This window comes from Streptomyces sp. NPDC004539, assembly GCF_040610055.1.
GTDB lineage: Bacteria > Actinomycetota > Actinomycetes > Streptomycetales > Streptomycetaceae > Streptomyces.
The window spans coordinates 124,177-142,594 of the sequence record NZ_JBEXLS010000012.1; the positions used below are offsets into that span (position 1 = coordinate 124,177).

The 18,418-nt window shown below is 72.7% G+C and carries 3 protein-coding genes; all 3 read left to right on the plus strand.

Annotation, left to right across the window (positions count from 1 at the left end; genetic code table 11):
- The 3 genes from ABZX85_RS24980 to ABZX85_RS24990 are packed head-to-tail and all read left to right on the plus strand — an operon-like array spanning window position 1 to window position 18,398.
- Window positions 1-5,976, plus strand: coding sequence for a beta-ketoacyl synthase N-terminal-like domain-containing protein (locus ABZX85_RS24980; protein WP_355872582.1), 5,976 nt, complete (start codon window positions 1-3; stop codon window positions 5,974-5,976).
- Window positions 5,977-6,014: 38 nt separating this feature from the next.
- On the plus strand, window positions 6,015-12,074 hold the full coding sequence (locus ABZX85_RS24985) for a beta-ketoacyl synthase N-terminal-like domain-containing protein (RefSeq protein WP_355872584.1): 6,060 nt from the start codon (window positions 6,015-6,017) through the stop codon (window positions 12,072-12,074).
- Between the two features lie 60 nt (window positions 12,075-12,134).
- Window positions 12,135-18,398, plus strand: a complete 6,264-nt coding sequence (locus ABZX85_RS24990; protein WP_355872586.1) for an SDR family NAD(P)-dependent oxidoreductase — start codon at window positions 12,135-12,137, stop codon at window positions 18,396-18,398.
- Window positions 18,399-18,418: the final 20 nt, after the last annotated feature.

Here is an 18,418-nt window from a genome sequence, read left to right on the forward strand (position 1 = left end):
ATGGCTGATTCCCACGAGGAACTGGTGACCGCGCTGCGCGCCTCGCTCAAGGAGAACGAGCGGCTCGCGCGGCGCGTGCGCACGGCGACCGAACCCGTCGCCATCGTGGGCATGGGATGCCGGTTCCCCGGCGGAGTCGACTCGCCGGACGCCCTGTGGCGGCTCGTCGAGGAGGGCCGCGACACCGTCGGCGGCTTCCCCACGGACCGGGGCTGGCCCCTCGACACCCTCTTCGACCCCGACCCGGACACCCCCGGCACCTCCACCGTCGACCGAGGCAGCTTCCTCCAGGAGGCCGCCTCCTTCGACGCGGGCCTCTTCGGGATCTCCCCGCGCGAGGCCCTCGCCATGGACCCCCAGCAGCGCGTCCTCCTGGAGACCGCCTGGGAGACCTTCGAACACGCCGGCATCGACCCGGCCACCCTGCGCGGCAGCCGCACCGGCGTCTACCTCGGCATCTCCGGCCAGGACTACGACCGCGACGCCCGACACGGCGACCCCCGCGTCGAGGGCCTCCTCCTCACCGGCAACACCCCGAGCGTCGCCTCCGGCCGCCTCGCCTACGTCTTCGGCCTCGAAGGCCCCGCCGTCTCCGTCGACACCGCCTGCTCCTCCTCCCTCGTCGCCCTCCACCACGCGATCCGCGCCCTGCGCGCGGGGGAGTGCACGACGGCCCTGGTGGGAGGCGTCACCATCCTCACCTCCCCCCACCTCTTCGTGGAGTTCTCCCGCCAGCGGGGCCTCGCCCCCGACGGCCGCTGCAAGTCCTTCTCGGACGACGCCGACGGCACCGGCTGGTCCGAGGGCGCCGGCCTCCTCCTCGTCGAACGCCTCTCCGACGCCCGCCGCCTCGGCCACCGAATCCTCGCCGTCATCCGGGGCTCGGCCGTCAACCAGGACGGCGCCTCCAACGGCCTCACCGCACCCAACGGACCCTCCCAACAGCGCGTCATCCGGGCCGCGTTGGCGGACGCCGGGCTGTCGACGACCGACGTCGACGTCGTCGAGGCCCACGGCACCGGCACCGCCCTCGGCGACCCCATCGAGGCACAGGCCGTCCTCGCGACCTACGGCCAGAACCGCGAAATCCCCCTGTTCCTCGGCTCGATCAAGTCCAACCTCGGCCACACGCAGGCCGCCGCCGGGATCGCCGGCATCATCAAGACCGTCCAGTCGATGCGCCACGGCCTCCTCCCCGCCTCCCTCAACATCGCCCGCCCCTCCGGACGGGTCGACTGGGACGCGGGAGCCGTCGAACTCGCCACGCGGAAGCGGCCCTGGCCCGAGACCGGCCGCCCGCGACGGGGAGCCGTCTCCTCGTTCGGCGTCAGCGGCACCAACGCCCACGTGATCCTGGAAGAGGTACCCGAGCCGCCCGAGGAACGCGAGCCCACCGATTTTGGGTTCGTCCCATGGATCGTGACCGGCAAGACCGCCCAGGCCCTCCGCGCCCAGACCGACCGGCTCCGCGCCTACACCACCGCCCACCCGGACATCCCCGTCGCCGAGATCGCCCACACCCTCGCCGTCGGCCGCACCCACCTCGAACACCGCGCCGTGTACCTGGGACGAGAGCACGAGGAGTTCACCCTCGCCGAGAAGGACACGACTCCCGCACTCTCCGGCCGCCGCCTCGCGCTGCTGTTCGGCGGGCAGGGCTCCCAACGGCTGGGCATGGGCGCGGAGTTGTACGACCGGTTCCCTGTGTTCGCCGAGATGTACGACCGGGCTGCGGAACAACTGGCGATCTCCCGTGACGTAACGGACCTGGACCGCACGGGCGTTGCTCAACCGGCCTTGTTCGCGCTGGAGGTGGCGCTGTACGAGCTGGTGAAGTCGTTCGGCGTCAAGGCTGACGTGGTGGGCGGGCATTCACTCGGTGAGTTCGCCGCCGCCTATGCGGCCGGGGTGTGGTCGTTGGAGGACGCGTGCCGGATCGTCGCGGCCCGCGCCCGCCTGATGGACGGCCTTCCCGAGGGCGGTGCGATGGCCTCGGTGACGACCTCGGACGTGTCATTGCTCCTCACGGACGGCGTCGAGGTCGGCGCCCTCAACTCGCCGTCGTCCGTGGTGATATCGGGCGACGAGGCCGCCGTGTCCGGTGCGGTCGAGCAGGCGAGGTCGCGCGGCTGGAAGGCCACCCCTCTGCGTGTCTCCCACGCCTTCCACAGCGCCCGCATGGAACCAGTGCTCGGGGAGTTCCGTAACGTCCTCGACCAAGTCGCTTTCCACACCCCCCAGTTGACCGGCCTCTCCAACGTCACCGGCGGCATCGCGGACCGCTGGACCGACCCCGCCTACTGGGTCGACCACCTCCGCCACACGGTCCTGTTCGCTGACAACGTGTCCACCCTCGCCGACCAGGGCATTACCGCCGTCCTCGAACTCGGTGCCGACTCCACCTTGACCACGCAGGCGGGCCTCGCCACCCGCCCCCCGGCCTGCGCGGTCTCCGCCCTCCGCAAGGACCGCGACGAACCCCTGACCTTCCTCACCGCACTCGGAGAACTGTTCACCCACGGCATCCCCGTCGACTGGACCCCCCTGTTCACCGGCGTCGGCCGCGCCGAGCTGCCCACCTACGCCTTCCAGCACACCCACTACTGGCTCACGGGAACCCCCCACGGCCTCCCGGCCACCACCCACCCGCTCCTCGGCGCGAGCGTCGAGATCCCGGGCGGCGACACGGTCCTGACCGGAGTGCTCTCCGCCGCCGAGCGGCCCTGGCTGGCCGATCACCGCGTCTTCGGCGGGATCGTCCTCCCCGGCACGGCACTGGTCGACCTCGCACTGCACGCCGGCCAGGGGCTCGACGAACTTGTGCTGCACGCCCCGCTGACACTTCCCGAACCCGGCGCGGGCAAGGCGGAGTTGCGGGTCGTCGTCGGGGAGGACGGGGCGGTCGCCGTGCACTCCCGTGCCGACGAGGACGCTTCCTGGACCGTCCATGCCTCCGGAACGCTGGGGGACACCGGGGAGGCCCGGCCGGAGTCCTCCGGAGTCTGGCCGCCCGAGGGTGCCGAACCGGTCGAGCTGGAGGGCGCCTACGAGACGCTCGCCGCGCAGGGGCTCGGGTACGGGCCGACGTTCCGTGGGCTGAGGGCTGCTTGGCGACGGGACGGCGAGGTGTTCGCGGAGGTGGCGCTGCCGGGCGGTGATCCCGGCTCGGTCGCCGGGTACGGGGTGCATCCCGCGCTCTTCGACGCCGTGCTGCACGCGACCAAGTACTGCTTCGACGGCGCCGACACGGACCGGACGATGCTGCCCTTCGCCTGGTCCGGCGTGCGGCTGTGGGCCACGGGGGCGGTGTCGGTGCGCGCCCGGATCAGGGCGGTCGGCTCCGACGCGGTGTCTCTCGAACTGACGGACACCGAGGGGCATGCCGTTCTCTCCGTGGAGCGGCTGACTCTGCGGGCTGCTTCGGCTGGTGAACTCGCTTTGACCGACGCCGAGTTGCCGCTGTACCGGACCGAGTGGGTGCGGGTCGAGGCGGCGGTGGGCGAGGGGGAGTTCAGCGAGTGGGAGGTGCCTGAGGGGTGGGGGTCGGGTGAAGTGCTGCCGGTGGTGCGGGAGTTCGTGACGGACGTGTCGCGGGTGGACTCCGTGCTGGTGATCGTGGGGCGGGGTGCGGTGTCGGTGGAGGGGGAGGCCGTCGATGCGGTGATGGCGGGGGTGTGGGGGCTGGTGCGGTCGGCGCAGTCGGAGCATCCGGGGCGGATCGTCCTGGTGGACTCCGACGGGGGTGTGCCGGTGGGGGTGGTGGGGCTTGGGGAGCCGCAACTCGCCCTGCGCGGTGGTGAGTTGTTCGCTCCTCGGGTCGTGTCGACTGCGGGTGACGGGGTGTTGGTGCCGCTGGAGGGTGGTTGGCGGGTCGGGGTGGGGGAGCGGGGTGCTGTGTCCGGGTTGGTCGTCGAGAGTGCTCGGCGTGTGGAGTTGGCGCCTGGCGAGATCCGGGTGTCCGTGCGGGCGGCCGGGGTCAACTTCCGTGACGTGCTGAACGTGTTGGGGATGTACCCGGGTGATCCCGGGTTGCCCGGTCTTGAAGCGGCCGGGGTGGTGACGGAGGTCGGCGCGGACGTGGCCGGTATCGCCGTCGGGGACCGGGTCATGGGGCTGTGCGGTGGGTCGTTCGGGCCCGAGGTCGTCTCGGATTTCCGGACGTGGAGCCTGATTCCGGATGGCTGGACGTTCGCGCAGGCCGCCTCGGTGCCGTTGGCGTTCCTGACCGCTTGGTACGGGCTGTTCGACCTGGGTGGACTCAAGGCGGGGGAGCGGGTGTTGGTGCACTCCGCCGCCGGCGGGGTGGGGATGGCTGCTGTGCAGCTCGCTCGGCATGTCGGCGCGGAGGTGTTCGGGACGGCGAGTCCGGCGAAGCAGCATGCTGTGCCGCTGGACGCCGAGCACATCGGGTCGTCTCGGGACACGTCGTTCGGCTCGGAGTTTCCGCAAGTCGATGTAGTACTGAACTCGCTGGCCGGGGAGTTCATCGACGCCTCGCTGAAGCTGCTCGCCCCGGGCGGGCGGTTCATCGAAATGGGCAAGACCGATCTTCGTGAGCCGGACTGGGTGACATACCGGTCCTTTGACCTCGAGGAGGCGGGGGCCGAGCGGGTTCGGAAGATGTTCGGTGAGTTGAAGAAGCTGTTCGACGAGGGTGCGTTGACCCCGCTGCCGGTGACCTGCTGGGACGTGCGTGAGGCCGTCCCCGCGTTCCGGTACATGAGCCGCGCCCGGCACATCGGAAAGGTGGTGCTGACCGTTCCCCGGACCGCCGCCCTCGGCACGGTGTTGGTGACCGGTGGGTACGGGGGCGTGGGCGCGGAGGTCGTCCGGCATCTCGCCGAGGCCGGGTACGAAGTGGTCGTCGCCTCCAGGCGTGAGGGTGTCGACGTCGCGGACGCGGAGCAGGTGCGGGGGCTCGTCGGGTCGATTCCGGATCTGGTGGGTGTCGTGCATGCGGCGGGTGTGCTGGACGACGGTGTCGTCACGGAGTTGACGCCTGAGCGGATCGCCGGGGTGTGGGCGGCGAAGGCGCGCGGGGCTGCCGTACTGGACGAGGCGACACGCGACCGCGATCTCGCATTCTTCGTGGTGTTCTCCTCGGCCGCAGGGGTGTTCGGCGCTCCAGGACAGGGCGCTTACGCCGCCGCGAACGCCGCTGCGGACGCGGTGGTCGCCGAACGGCGAAGGCTGGGCCTCCCCGGGCAGGCGTTGTCCTGGGGGCTGTGGTCCGGCACGGGTATGGCCGCCGGCCTCACCGACGCCGAGGTCCGCCGCCTCGCCGACTCCGGGTTCCCGCCCCTGCCCGTGGACAAGGCGCTCGCCCTCCTCGACACCGCCATGCGACACCCCGCCGCCCACCTCATCCCCCTCACCATCACCCCCCGCCGCGTCGACGGCGTCGTACCGCCGCTGCTGCGGGAGGTGCAGGGCGCGGTGGCACCCCGGCGTGCCGTCGCCGTCGTGGCGCAGGCGCCGACCGGGCTCGCGGAGCTGCCCCCGGCCCAACGGCTGCACCGGGTCACCGAGTTGGTGGCCGCGCACACGGCGGCCGTGCTCGGGTACGGCGGGTCGGCTGGGGTCGATCCGGGGGCGTCGTTCACGGAACTGGGGCTCGACTCGCTGACCGGCGTGGAGCTGCGCAACCGGCTCGGTGCCGTGACGGGACTGACCCTGCCGGCGACTCTGACCTTTGATCGGCCGACGTGCCGGGACGCCGCCGAGTACCTCGTCGGGCTGCTTGCTCCCGAGACCCCGGCGCAGGACCTCCTCGCGGACATCGAGCGGGTCGGCGCCGAACTCGGCGCGCTGGCACCGGAGGACGACGTGCGCCGGGCCGCCGTCGCCCGCCTCCTCGGGCTGCTCACCGAACTCGACACCACCGTCTCCGACGACGACCGGTCGGTCTCCGAACGCCTCTCCTCGGGCTCCGACGACGACCTCTTCGACTTCATCGACCGGCAGCTCGGCGTCTGAGCCGCGCCGCAGGGCCTGCACAAGGAAATGGCGGAACCATGGACGAGACCACGAAGCTCCGTGACTACCTCAAGCGGGTGACCGGTGAACTCCACCGCACCCGTGGCCTCGTGCGCGACCTGACGGAACGCGACCACGAGCCGATCGCGATCGTCGGCATGGGCTGCCGCTTCCCCGGAAGCACCAACTCCCCCCAGGAACTCTGGGACTTCGTCACCCGCCACGGCCACGCCCTCGGCCCCTTCCCGACCGACCGGGGCTGGGACGCCGACGCCCTCTACGACCCCGACCCGACGGCCTCCGGCAAGACGTACCTGTGCCAGGGCGGATTCATCGACGGCGCCGGCGACTTCGACGCCGGACTCTTCGGGATCTCCCCGCGCGAGGCCCTTGCGATGGACCCCCAGCAGCGCGTCCTCCTGGAGACCGCCTGGGAGGCCGTCGAACACGCGGGCATCGACGGCGCCCGCCTGCGCGGCTCCGCGACCGGCGTGTTCATCGGGGCCTCCGCCCAGGACTACGACCGCGACGCCCGCTCCGGACACAAGGACGTCGAGGGCTACCTCCTCACCGGCAACACCCCGAGCGTCGCCTCCGGCCGCATCTCCTACTCCCTCGGCCTCGAAGGCCCGGCCCTCACCGTCGACACCGCCTGCTCCTCCGCCCTCGTCGCCCTCCACCTGGCCGTCCGCTCCCTGCGCGCCGGGGAGTGCTCGATGGCCCTGTCCGGCGGCGTCTCCGTCATCGCCAGCCCGGCGATCTTCCTGGAGTTCTCCCGCCAGCGGGGCCTCGCCCCCGACGGGCGCTGCAAGTCCTTCTCGGACGACGCCGACGGCACCGTCTGGGCCGAGGGCGCCGGCGTCGTCGTCCTGGAACGCCTCAGCGACGCCCGGCGCAACGGCCGCCGCATTCTCGCCGTGATCCGGGGAACGGCCGTCAACCAGGACGGCGCCTCCAACGGCCTCACCGCGCCCAACGGGCCCGCACAGGAACGCGTCATCCACGCCGCCCTCGCCGACGCCCGCCTCACCACGGCCGACGTCGACGCCGTCGAGGCCCACGGCACCGGGACCTCCCTCGGCGACCCCATCGAGGCGCAGGCGATGCTCGCGACGTACGGGGCCGGACGCTCCGCCGAGGAGCCCGTGTGGCTCGGGTCGGTGAAGTCGAACATCGGACACGCGCAGACCGCCTCCGGGGTCGCCGGCGTCATCAAGATGGTCATGGCGCTGCGCGCGGGCCTCCTGCCCCGGACCCTGCACGTGTCCCGGCCCTCCAGCCACGTCGACTGGAGCAGCGGCGCGGTGTCCCTGCTCACCGAGGACACCCCCTGGCCCGAGACGGGCCGGGAACGCCGGGGCGCGGTCTCGTCGTTCGGGGTCAGCGGGACCAACGCCCACATCGTGCTGGAACAGGCACCGGACGCCGAACCCGCCGCCAAGGGCGAGCCCGGACTCGTACCGTGGATGCTGTCCGGCAGGACACCGCAAGCCCTGCGCCAACAGGCTGACCGCCTCCGGGAGTTCGCCGCCGAGCACCCCGAGGTGCCGGTCGCGGACATTGGCCACACCCTCGCCGTCGGCCGCACCCACCTCGACTACCGGGCCGTGTATCTGGGACGCGAGCACGACGAGTTCACGCTTGCCGAGAAGGACACGACCCCCGCCACAGGCGGACGCCGCCTTGCCCTGCTGTTCGGCGGCCAGGGCTCCCAACGGCACGGGATGGGCGCGGAGTTGTACGACCGCTTCCCCGTCTTCGCTGAGGCGTACGACCGGGCTGCGGAACAGCTGGGGATCTCGCGCGATGTAACGGACCTGGACCGTACGGGTGTTGCTCAACCGGCTTTGTTCGCGTTGGAGGTGGCGCTGTACGAGTTGGTGTCGTCGTTCGGCGTCAAGGCTGACGTGGTGGGCGGGCATTCGCTCGGTGAGTTCGCGGCTGCTTATGCGGCTGGGGTGTGGTCGTTGGAGGACGCGTGCCGGATCGTCGCGGCCCGCGCCCGCCTGATGGACGCCCTCCCTGAGGGCGGAGCCATGGCGTCCATCGCGGCCCAACGCGCCCAGGTCGAGGACCTGTTGACCGACGGCGTGGAGATCGGCGCGGTCAACGCCGAGTCCTCCGTGGTGATCTCCGGCGACGAAGCAGCCGTCGCCGCAGTGGTCGAGAAGGCGCGGGAACGGGACTGGAAGACGACCCGCCTCAAGGTCTCCCACGCCTTCCACAGCGCCCGCATGGAGCCGGTACTCGCGGAATTCCGTGCCGTCCTGGACGACGTCACCTTCAAGGACCCCGAACTGCTCGGCCTCTCCAACGTCACGGGTGGCATAGCGGACCGCTGGACCGACCCCGCCTACTGGGTCGAGCACCTCCGCCACGCCGTCCTGTTCGCCGACAACGTCACCACCCTCGCCGACCAGGGCATCACCGCCGTCTTCGAACTCGGCGCCGACTCCACACTCACCACCCAGGTCGGCCTGGCCCCCGAACCCCCGGCCTGCGCGGTCGCCGCCCTCCGCAAGGACCGCGACGAACCGCTCAGCCTCCTCACCGCGCTCGGTGAACTCCACTGCCACGGCGTCACGGTGGACTGGTCCCCCCTCTTCCCCGGCGCCGAACTCGTCGACCTCCCCACCTACGCCTTCCAGCGCGACCACTACTGGCTCGACGTCCCCCACACCACCGCCGACGCCCGCGCCCTCGGCGTCACCGCAGCCGCCCACCCCATCCTGGGCGCCGCCGTCGAACTCCCCGACACCGACGGCGTCGTCCTCACCGGCCGCCTCTCCCTCGACACCCACCCCTGGCTCACCGACCACCGAGTCCTCGACCAGGTCGTCGTCCCCGGAGCGGCCCTCGTCGAGATGGCGATCCGGGCCGGCGACGAGGTCGGCTGCGGAACCCTGGAGGAGCTGATCTCGTACGCGCCCCTCGTCCTCGCCGAACACGGCGCGACCCAGCTCCGGTTGACGGTCGGGGCCGCCCAAGAGGGTACCGGGGACCGGCCGTTCGCGTTCTACTCGCGCCGCGAGTCCGGCGGCGACGGCACCTGGACCGCCCACGTCACCGGCGCTCTCTCCGGCAGCGACCAGACGGAGGAGACCCTCGCCCTGGCCACCGGCCTCGCCCGCGTCGGCGGGGAGACCCTCGACATCAGTGGCGAGTACGCCCACTTCGCCCGTAAGGGCATGCACTACGGACCCGCCTTCCAGAGCCTGAAGGCGATCCGCCGCAAGCGGGACCACGTCGTCACCGACATCGAACTCCCCGCCGCAGAACACGAACGCGCCACCGGCTTCGGCATCCACCCCGCCCTCCTGGACGGCGTCCTGCACGCCCTCGGCAAGCTCCTTCCCGAGGGAGAGGCGCCCCTCCTGCCGTACTCGTGGAACAGAGTCGTCCTGCACGCGGCCGGGGCGACCGCCGTCCGCGCCCGTATCACCAAGCACAGCGACAGCACCGTCTCCGTCATGGCCGTCGACCGCGACGGCGGACCCGTGCTCTCCGTCGACCGGCTCACCTTGCGCGAGGTCGCGCCGACGGCCGTCGCGGAGGCGTCCGCCGAACAGGCGGCGTCCTCGCTGTACCGGGTGGAGTGGGTGCCGGTCACGGCCGCCGCCGAGGAGGTCGAGTATGCCGAGTGGCAGGTGCCCGACGGGGTCCAGGCCACTGACGCGCTCGCTGTCGTGCAGGAGTTCCTGAGCGGGCCCGGGAAGGTCCTCGTGGTGGTCGGGCAGGGCTCGGACACCGATCCGGCGGTCGCCGGGGTGTGGGGGCTGCTGCGGTCGGCCCAGTCGGAGCATCCCGGGCGGATCGTGCTCGTGGACTCCGACGGGGGTGCGGTCGCCGGGGTCGCCGGGCTCGGGGAGCCGCAACTCCGGCTCCGGGGAGGTGAGTTGTTCGCACCTCGGGTTGTGCCGATCGTCGGTGACGAGGTCCTGGAGGTGCCCGGCGAGGGTGCCTGGCGGGTCGGGATCGGGGAGCGGGGGGCTGTCACCGGGCTGGCCGTCTCCCCCTTGGAGAGGGTGGCGCTCGGGCCCGGTGAGATCCGGGTGTCCGTGCGGGCGGCTGGCGTCAACTTCCGTGATGTGCTGAACGTGTTGGGGATGTATCCGGGTGATCCCGGGTTGCCTGGACTCGAAGCGGCCGGTGTCGTGGCCGAGATCGGGCGAGGGGTCACCGGGATCGCGGTCGGGGACCGGGTCATGGGGCTGGCCACCGGGTCGTTCGGGCCCGAGGTCGTCTCGGATTTCCGGACGTGGAGCCGGATTCCGGAGGGGTGGACGTTCGCGCAGGCCGCTTCGGTGCCGTTGGCGTTCCTGACGGCCTGGTACGGGCTGTTCGACCTGGGCGGGCTCCGGACGGGGGAGCGGGTGTTGGTGCACTCCGCCGCCGGCGGGGTGGGGACGGCCGCCGTCCAACTCGCCCGGCATGCGGGTGCGGAGGTGTTCGCGACGGCGAGTCCGGCGAAGCAGCATGCGGTGCCGCTGGACGCCGAGCACATCAGGTCGTCTCGGGACACGTCCTTCGGGGCCAGCTTCCCCCAGGTCGATGTCGTACTGAACTCGCTGGCCGGGGAGTTCATCGACGCCTCGTTCAAGCTGCTCGCCCCGGGCGGGCGGTTCATCGAGATGGGCAAGACCGACCTCCGTGAGCCCGAAGGGGTGACGTATCGCGCGTTCGATCTGATCGAGGCGGGGCCCCGGCGCATCCAGGAGATGTTCGGTGAGCTGAAGAAGCTGTTCGACGAGGGTGCGTTGACCCCGCTGCCGGTGACCTGCTGGGACGTGCGTGAGGCCGTCCCCGCGTTCCGGTACATGAGCCAGGCACGGCATGTGGGCAAGGTCGTGCTGACGGTTCCCCGCCTCGCCCGAGGCACCGTCCTGGTCACCGGCGGTCATGGCGGGGTGGGCGCGGAGGTCGTACGACACCTGAGCGACGCCGGTCACAGGGTGGTTGTCGCCTCCAGGCGTGAGGGTGTCGACGTTGCGGACGTGGAGCAGGTGAAGGCGCTGGTCGACAGCCTCCCCGACCTCGTGGGTGTCGTGCATGCGGCGGGTGTGCTGGACGACGGTGTCGTCACGGAGTTGACGCCTGAGCGGATCGCCGGGGTGTGGGCGGCCAAGGCGCACGGGGCTGCCGTACTGGACGAGGCGACCCGGGATCGCGACCTCGCGTTCTTCACCGTCTTCTCCTCGGCCGCCGGGGTGTTCGGTGCTCCGGGGCAGGGTGCTTACGCCGCCGCGAACGCCGCTGCGGACGCGGTGGTCGCCGAACGGAGGAGGCTCGGTCTCCCCGGACAGGCGCTGTCGTGGGGGCTGTGGTCCGGTACCGGTATGGCAGCCGGTCTCACCGACGCCGAGGTCCGCCGCCTGGCCGACTCCGGGTTCCCGCCCCTGCCCGTGGACAAGGCGCTCGCCCTGTTCGACGCCTCCCTGAACCACCCCGCCGCCCACCTCATCCCCCTCACCATCGACACCGGCAAGCTCCCCCGCCCCCTGCCGCCCCTCCTCGCCGGGCTCGAACGCCCCGCCGCCCGCCGGTCGGTGAGCGCGGCGGCACCCCGTACGGACACCGCCACCCTGCGCGGGACGCTGGACGCGATGAGCCCGGAGGAGCGGTGGGAGCACCTCACCGACCTGGTCGTCCGCAGCGCCTGCGCGGTGCTCGGGCACACCGATCCGGGCCGCGTACACGCCGAACAGCCCTTCACCGACCTCGGGTTCGACTCGCTCACCGCAGTCGAGCTGCGCAACCGGCTCGGTGCGGCGACCGGGCTCACCCTCCCCGCGACCGTCACCTTCGACCACCCCACCCCCCGGGCCGTCGGCCGGCACCTGCTCGACGCCCTCGGCTCGGACGGACCCGGCTCGGCCGCCGCGCTCCTCGGCCAACTCGACCGGCTGGACAGCGCGTTGGGGGACGCACGGCTCGACGAGGACGACCGCACGGCGACCGTCGCCCGGCTGCGGGCGCTCGCCGCACGGCTGGAGGCGAAAGCCGAACCGTCGACGGAGGAGGGGCTGGGCGAGCAGCTCGCCGACGCCTCCGCCGAGGAACTCGTCGCCCTCCTCAGCAAGGAATTCGGGATCTCCTGACCCCGGCACTTATCGACCAGCCTGTGAATCTGTGAGGTCCCGATGGTGGAACAAGACAAGATGCTCCGGCTTCTCAAGCAGGTCACGACCGAACTGCACGAGACCCGCCAGCGCCTCGAACAGCGGGAGGCCCGCGACGCCGAGCCCATCGCGATCGTCGGCATGGGCTGCCGCTACCCCGGAGGGATCGTCTCCCCGGACACCCTCTGGGACCTCGTCGCCGAAGGCCGCGACGCCGTGGGGGAGTTCCCCGACGACCGGGGCTGGGACCTGGAGAACCTCTTCGACGACGACCCCGGCGCCAACGGCAAGTGCTATGCCAGGACAGGGGGGTTCATCGAGGGAGCCACCGACTTCGACCCCGCCTTCTTCGGGATCTCCCCGCGCGAGGCCCTCGCGATGGACCCCCAGCAGCGCATCCTCCTGGAGACCGCCTGGGAGACCTTCGAGCACGCCGGCATCGACCCGGCCACCCTGCGCGGCAGCCGCACCGGGCTGTTCGTCGGCATCCCCTCCTCCGACTACGGCCACCGCCGGGGTGAACAGGACGACGTGGAGGGCTTCCTCCTCACCGGCAACACGTGCAGCGTCGCCTCCGGCCGACTCGCCTACTTCTTCGGCCTCGAAGGCCCCGTCGCCTCCGTCGACACCGCCTGCTCCTCCGCCCTCGTCGCCCTCCACCAAGCCGTGCGCGCCCTGCGGGCGGGGGAGTGCGCGATGGCCCTCGCGGGCGGCGTCACCGTCATGACCGGCCCCGGGATCTTCCTGGAGTTCTCCCGCCAGCGCGGCCTCGCCAAGGACGGGCGCTGCAAGTCGTTCTCGGACGACGCCGACGGCACCGGCTGGTCCGAGGGCGCCGGCCTGTTCCTGATCGAACGGCTCTCCGACGCCCGTCGCAACGGTCACCGCGTCCTCGCCGTGATCCGAGGGTCGGCCGTCAACTCCGACGGCGCCTCCAACGGGCTCACCGCACCCAACGGGCCCTCCCAACAGCGGGTCATCCGGGCCGCGTTGGCGGACGCCGGGCTGTCGACGGCAGACGTGGACGTCGTCGAGGCCCACGGCACCGGCACCGCCCTCGGCGACCCCATCGAGGCGCAGGCCGTCATCGCGACCTACGGGCAGGGGCACACCGCCGAACGGCCGCTGCTGCTCGGCTCGATCAAGTCCAACATCGGGCACTCACAGGGCGCGGCGGGCGGGGCCAGCGTCGTCAAGGCCGTCATGTCGCTGCGGCACGGACTCGTGCCCGCGTCCCTCAACATCACCGAGCCCTCCAGCCACGTCGACTGGGACGCGGGAGCCGTGGAGCTGGTCTCCGAGGCCACACCCTGGCCGCGTGTCGAACGGGCCCGGCGGATCGGGGTGTCGTCGTTCGGGATCAGCGGGACGAACGTGCACATCGTCCTGGAGTCGGCGCCAGAAGAAGACACACCGCAGGCGGAGGCGGTAATCGGCGGACCGGTCCCGCTCGTCCTCACCGCCAAGTCCGAGGCCGCCCTGCACGCCCGCGCCGCCGCCCTGCGCGACCGGCTCGACGCACCCCTCCCCGACCTGGCCCACTCCCTCGTCACTACCCGCGCCCACCTCGACTTCCGTGCCGTCGTCCTCGCCGACGACCACGAGAGCGCACGCCACTCCCTCGACGCCCTCGCCTCCGGACTCCCCGACACCAAAACCGTCACCGACACCGCCGGCCCCGCCCGCCTCGCGATCCTGTTCGGCGGCCAGGGCTCCCAACGGCCGGGGATGGGCGCGGAGTTGTACGACCGCTTCCCTGCGTTCGCCGAGGCGTACGACCGGGTGACGGAACTCCTGGGACTGCCTCGCGAGCCAAAGGACCTGGACCGTACGGGTGTTGCTCAGCCGGCGTTGTTCGCGTTGGAGGTGGCGCTGTACGAGCTGGTGTCGTCGTTCGGCATCAAAGCCGATGTGGTGGGAGGGCATTCGCTCGGTGAGTTCGCCGCCGCCTATGCGGCCGGGGTGTGGTCGCTGGAGGACGCGTGCCGGATCGTCGCGGCCCGCGCTCGGCTGATGGACAGCCTTCCTGAGGGTGGAGCCATGGCGTCCATCGCGGCCCAACGCGCCCAGGTCGAGGACCTGTTGACCGACGGCGTCACGATCGGCGTGGTCAACTCGCCCACCTCGGTGGTCGTCTCCGGCGACGATGCGGCCGTCCTCACGGTCATCGACAAGGCCAAGCAGCGTGGCTGGAAGGCCACCCGCCTCCGCGTCTCCCACGCCTTCCACAGCGCCCGCATGGAGCCGGTCCTCGAAGACTTCCGTGCCGTCCTCGACCAAGCCGCCTTCCACGCACCCAAGTTGACGGGCCTCTCCAACGTCACAGGCGGTATCGCGGACCGCTGGACCGACCCCGGCTACTGGGTCGAGCACCTCCGCAATGCCGTCCTGTTCGCCGACAACGTCACCACCCTCGCCGACCAGGGCATCACCGCCGTCCTCGAACTCGGCGCCGACTCCACGCTCACCACTCAGCTCGGCCTGACCCTCACCGACCCCGTGTGCGCGGCCCCCGCCCTGCGCAAGGACCGTGAGGAGCCGGTGAGCCTGCTGGCCGCGCTCGCCGAGCTGTACTGCCACGGCGTCCCGGTCGACTGGACACCCCTGTTCGAGGGGGCCCGCCGGGTGGAGCTGCCGACGTACCCGTTCCAGCGGGAGCGGTACTGGATGAGCGGCAGCGGCGGCACCGTGGACGTGCGCGGGCTCGGCCTCGGCGCGACCGACCACGCCGTGCTCGGCGCCTCCGTCGACCTGCCCGAGGGCGCCGGCACCGTCCTCACCGGCCGCCTCTCGCGCGGCGCCCAGCCCTGGCTGGCCGACCACCCCGCCGTACCGGCCGCCGCCCTCGCCGACCTGATCGTCCGGGCCGGCGACGAGGCCGGGTACGACACCCTCGTCAGCCTCGACGCCACCACCCCCCTCGTCGTCCCGCCCGGCACGGACGTCCACCTCCGCGTCGTCCTCACCGCACCAGGCGAGGACGGCACCGGCCGCGTCACCGTGCACGCCCGCCCCGACGGCGGAACCCACGGCGGAACCGACAGCGGCCCCCGTGGCGGAGCCGACTGGACGTGTCACGCCACCGCCGTCCTCGCCACCCGCCACGACACCCCGCCCGCCGCACCCCGACTCCCCGAAGCGGGGGAGGAGTTGGAGGTCCCCGCCGACGGCACCCTGCGCTCCCTGCGGCTCGACGGCGACACCGCCCACGCCCACCTCGCCCTGCCCCCGGCCCACGTCCGCGACGCCACCCGCTACGGCCTCCACCCCGCCCTCCTCGACGCCGCCCTCACGGCGGCCCGCCTCGCCGGACTCGCCCCCGCCGACAGCATCGCCGTCGGCTGGAGCGACGTACGCCTGCACGCCGCAGGAGCCGGCGAGGCCCGGCTGACCGTCCGCAAGGACGACACCGGGCTACGGCTGCACCTCGCCGACACGTCGGGAGCCCCCGTCTTCGACGCGGTCATCAACCGGTTCGGGGACGCCTCCGCCGCGCGCCGAGCCGAGGCCGCGACGCGGGACGACCCGCTGTACGCCGTCGAGTGGACGACCGTCACGGGTACGGCGGACGAGGCCGAGTGGGTCGCGCTGGAAGGCGTGGCGGGGCTCGCCGGGGTGCCGGACGGGGCGCGGACGGTGGTGTGGCGGCTGCCCACCGACGGCGACCCCGCACGGACCGATCCTGCCGACGGCGACCCCGCACCGACCGACCCCGCCGCCCAGGACGCCACCCTCGCCGTCCACAACGCCACCCACACCACCCTCGCCCTCCTCCAGGCGTTCCTCACCGACGACCGCCTCACCGACACCCGCCTGGCCATCGCCACCCGCCGAGCCGTGGCCATCGGCGCCGCCGACCACCCCGTCGCTCCCGCGGCAGCCGCCGTATGGGGCCTGGTCCGCTCGGCCCAGTCCGAACACCCCGGCCGGCTGCTCCTGGTGGACGGCGACGACGTGGCCCGCGCCCTCGCGACCGGCGAGCCGCAGACCGCCGTACGTGAAGGGACCGTCTGGGCCCCCCGCCTCGCGGCCGTCCCCGCGCCCGCGCTCGCCCCGCTGCCCGAGGGGCCCTGGCGGCTGGTGGACGACGGCCGGGGCCGTGTCGACTCGGTGTCACCCCGCCCGGTCGAGGAGGGGACGACGCTCGCCCCCGGCGAGATCCGGGTGTCCGTGCGCGCGGCCGGCGTGAACTTCCGGGACGTCCTCACCGTCCTCGGCATGTACCCCGGCGAACCCCTGCCGCTCGGCATGGAGGCGGCCGGGGTGGTGACCGAACTGGGGCCGGACGTCACGGGGTTCGCCGTAGGCGACCGGGTGACCGGCCTGTCGACCGGCACCTTCGCCCCCGAGACCGTCGCCGACCACCGCACCTGGACCCGCTTCCCCGACCACTGGACGTTCGCGCAGGCCGCGTCCGTCCCCGTCACCTTCCTCACCGCCTGGTACGGCCTCTTCGACCTCGGCGAGCTGAAGCCCGGCGACAAGGTGCTCATCCACTCGGCGGCGGGCGGCGTCGGCATGGCGGCCGTCCAGCTCGCCCGGCACCTCGGAGCCGAGGTGTACGCCACCGCGAGCCCCGCCAAACAGCACGTCCTGCCACTGGACGCCGAACACGTCGGCTCGTCCCGCGACACGGCGTTCGAGGACCGCTTCCCCCAGGTCGACGTCGTCCTCAACTCCCTCGCCGGGGAGTTCACCGACGCGTCCCTCAGGCTCCTCGCGCCCGGCGGCCGGTTCGTCGAGATGGGGAAGACGGACCTGCGCGAGCCCGAGGACATCACGTACCGGGCGTTCGACCTCGTGGAGGCCGGGCCCGAGCGGATGCGGGAGATGTTCGCCGAACTGTCGGAACTGTTCGAGACGGACGCCCTCCAGCCGCTCCCCGTCACCTGCTGGGACGTCCGCCGCGCCGCCGAGGCCATGCGGCACATGAGCCAGGCCCGCCACATCGGCAAGGTCGTCCTCACCGTCCCCCGCCCCCTCGACCCCGAGGGCACGGTCCTCATCACCGGCGGCACGGGCGGCGTGGGCCGTGCCGTCGCCGAACATCTCGTCGCCGCCCACGGCGTACGACGCCTGCTGCTGACCTCCCGCCGAGGCCCCGACGCCCCCGGCGCCGACGAACTGCGCGCGCTGGACGCGGACGTCACCGTCGTCGCCTGCGACGCCGGAGACCCGGACCAGGTACGGGAGTTGATCGCCGCCGTGCCCGACCTGACGGCGGTGATCCACGCGGCGGGTGTCGTCGACGACGGACTCGTCACCGACCTCACCCCCGAGCGCCTCGACGCGGTCCTCGCCCCCAAGGCGGACGCGGCCCGGCTCCTCCATGAACTGACACTCCGTCATGACCTGGCCGCGTTCGTGCTGTTCTCCTCCGCTGCCGGTGTCCTCGGGGCGCCCGGTCAGGCCAACTACGCCGCCGCGAACGCCGTGTTGGACACCCTCGCCGCCGAACGCGGGCGGGCCGGGCTGCCGGCGACCGCGATGGCGTGGGGGCTGTGGGCCGGCACCGGGATGGGGGCCGAACTGTCGGAGCAGGACCTGCTGCGGCTCGCCCGAGGGGGCGTCGTCCCCCTCACCCCCGAACGGGGGCTCGCCCTCTTCGACACCGCCCTGCGGTCCGCCGTGCCCGCCGTCGCGCCGCTCGCCCTCGACGCCGGGCGCCTCGAAGCCGTCGGCGACGCGCTCGCGCCGCTGCTGAGGGGGCTCGTGCGGCGCACCGTGCGCAGGCAGGCCGGGGGTGCGAAGGAGGCGGCCGGCGGCGCGTGGCTGGAGGAGATCAGGTCGGTGACGCCCGCCGAGCGGCAGCGGAAGGTCCTCGACATGGTCGTCTCGCTCCTCGCCCGGGTCCTCGGACACGCGGACGCCCGCCGCATCCGACCCGGGCAGCCTTTTACAGAGCTGGGGTTGGACTCCCTCACCGGTGTCGAGCTGCGCAACCAGCTCGCCGCCGCCACCCGGCTGCGGCTGCCCGCGACCCTCGTCTTCGACCACCCCACCCCGCAGGCCATCGCCGACCAGCTCCTCACCGACCTGTTCGGGGCGGACGCACTCACCGCCGCACCCGCCGAGGCTCGCGACCCGGCCGCACCCCTGCGCGACGGCATCGCACGGCTCCACGAACAGCTCGCCCAGGCGGACCCCGCCGACACGGCGTACGCCGACGTCGAACCGGCGCTGCGGCAGCTCCTCGCCGCGTGGACGGCCGCCCGCACCGCCGACGACACCCACGCGGACGTCAGCGAGGCCAGCGCGGAGGACCTGTTCGCCCTGCTGGACAACGAACTCGGCACCGCCTGAGCCGCACCCGCTCGGAGCCC

Bases quoted from the DNA above. Each gene is read 5' to 3' on its own strand.
- ABZX85_RS24980 (WP_355872582.1), top strand. From the start codon at position 1: ATGGCTGATTCCCACGAGGAACTGGTGACCGCGCTGCGCGCCTCGCTC.
- ABZX85_RS24985 (WP_355872584.1), top strand. From the start codon at position 6,015: ATGGACGAGACCACGAAGCTCCGTGACTACCTCAAGCGGGTGACCGGT.
- ABZX85_RS24990 (WP_355872586.1), top strand. From the start codon at position 12,135: ATGCTCCGGCTTCTCAAGCAGGTCACGACCGAACTGCACGAGACCCGC.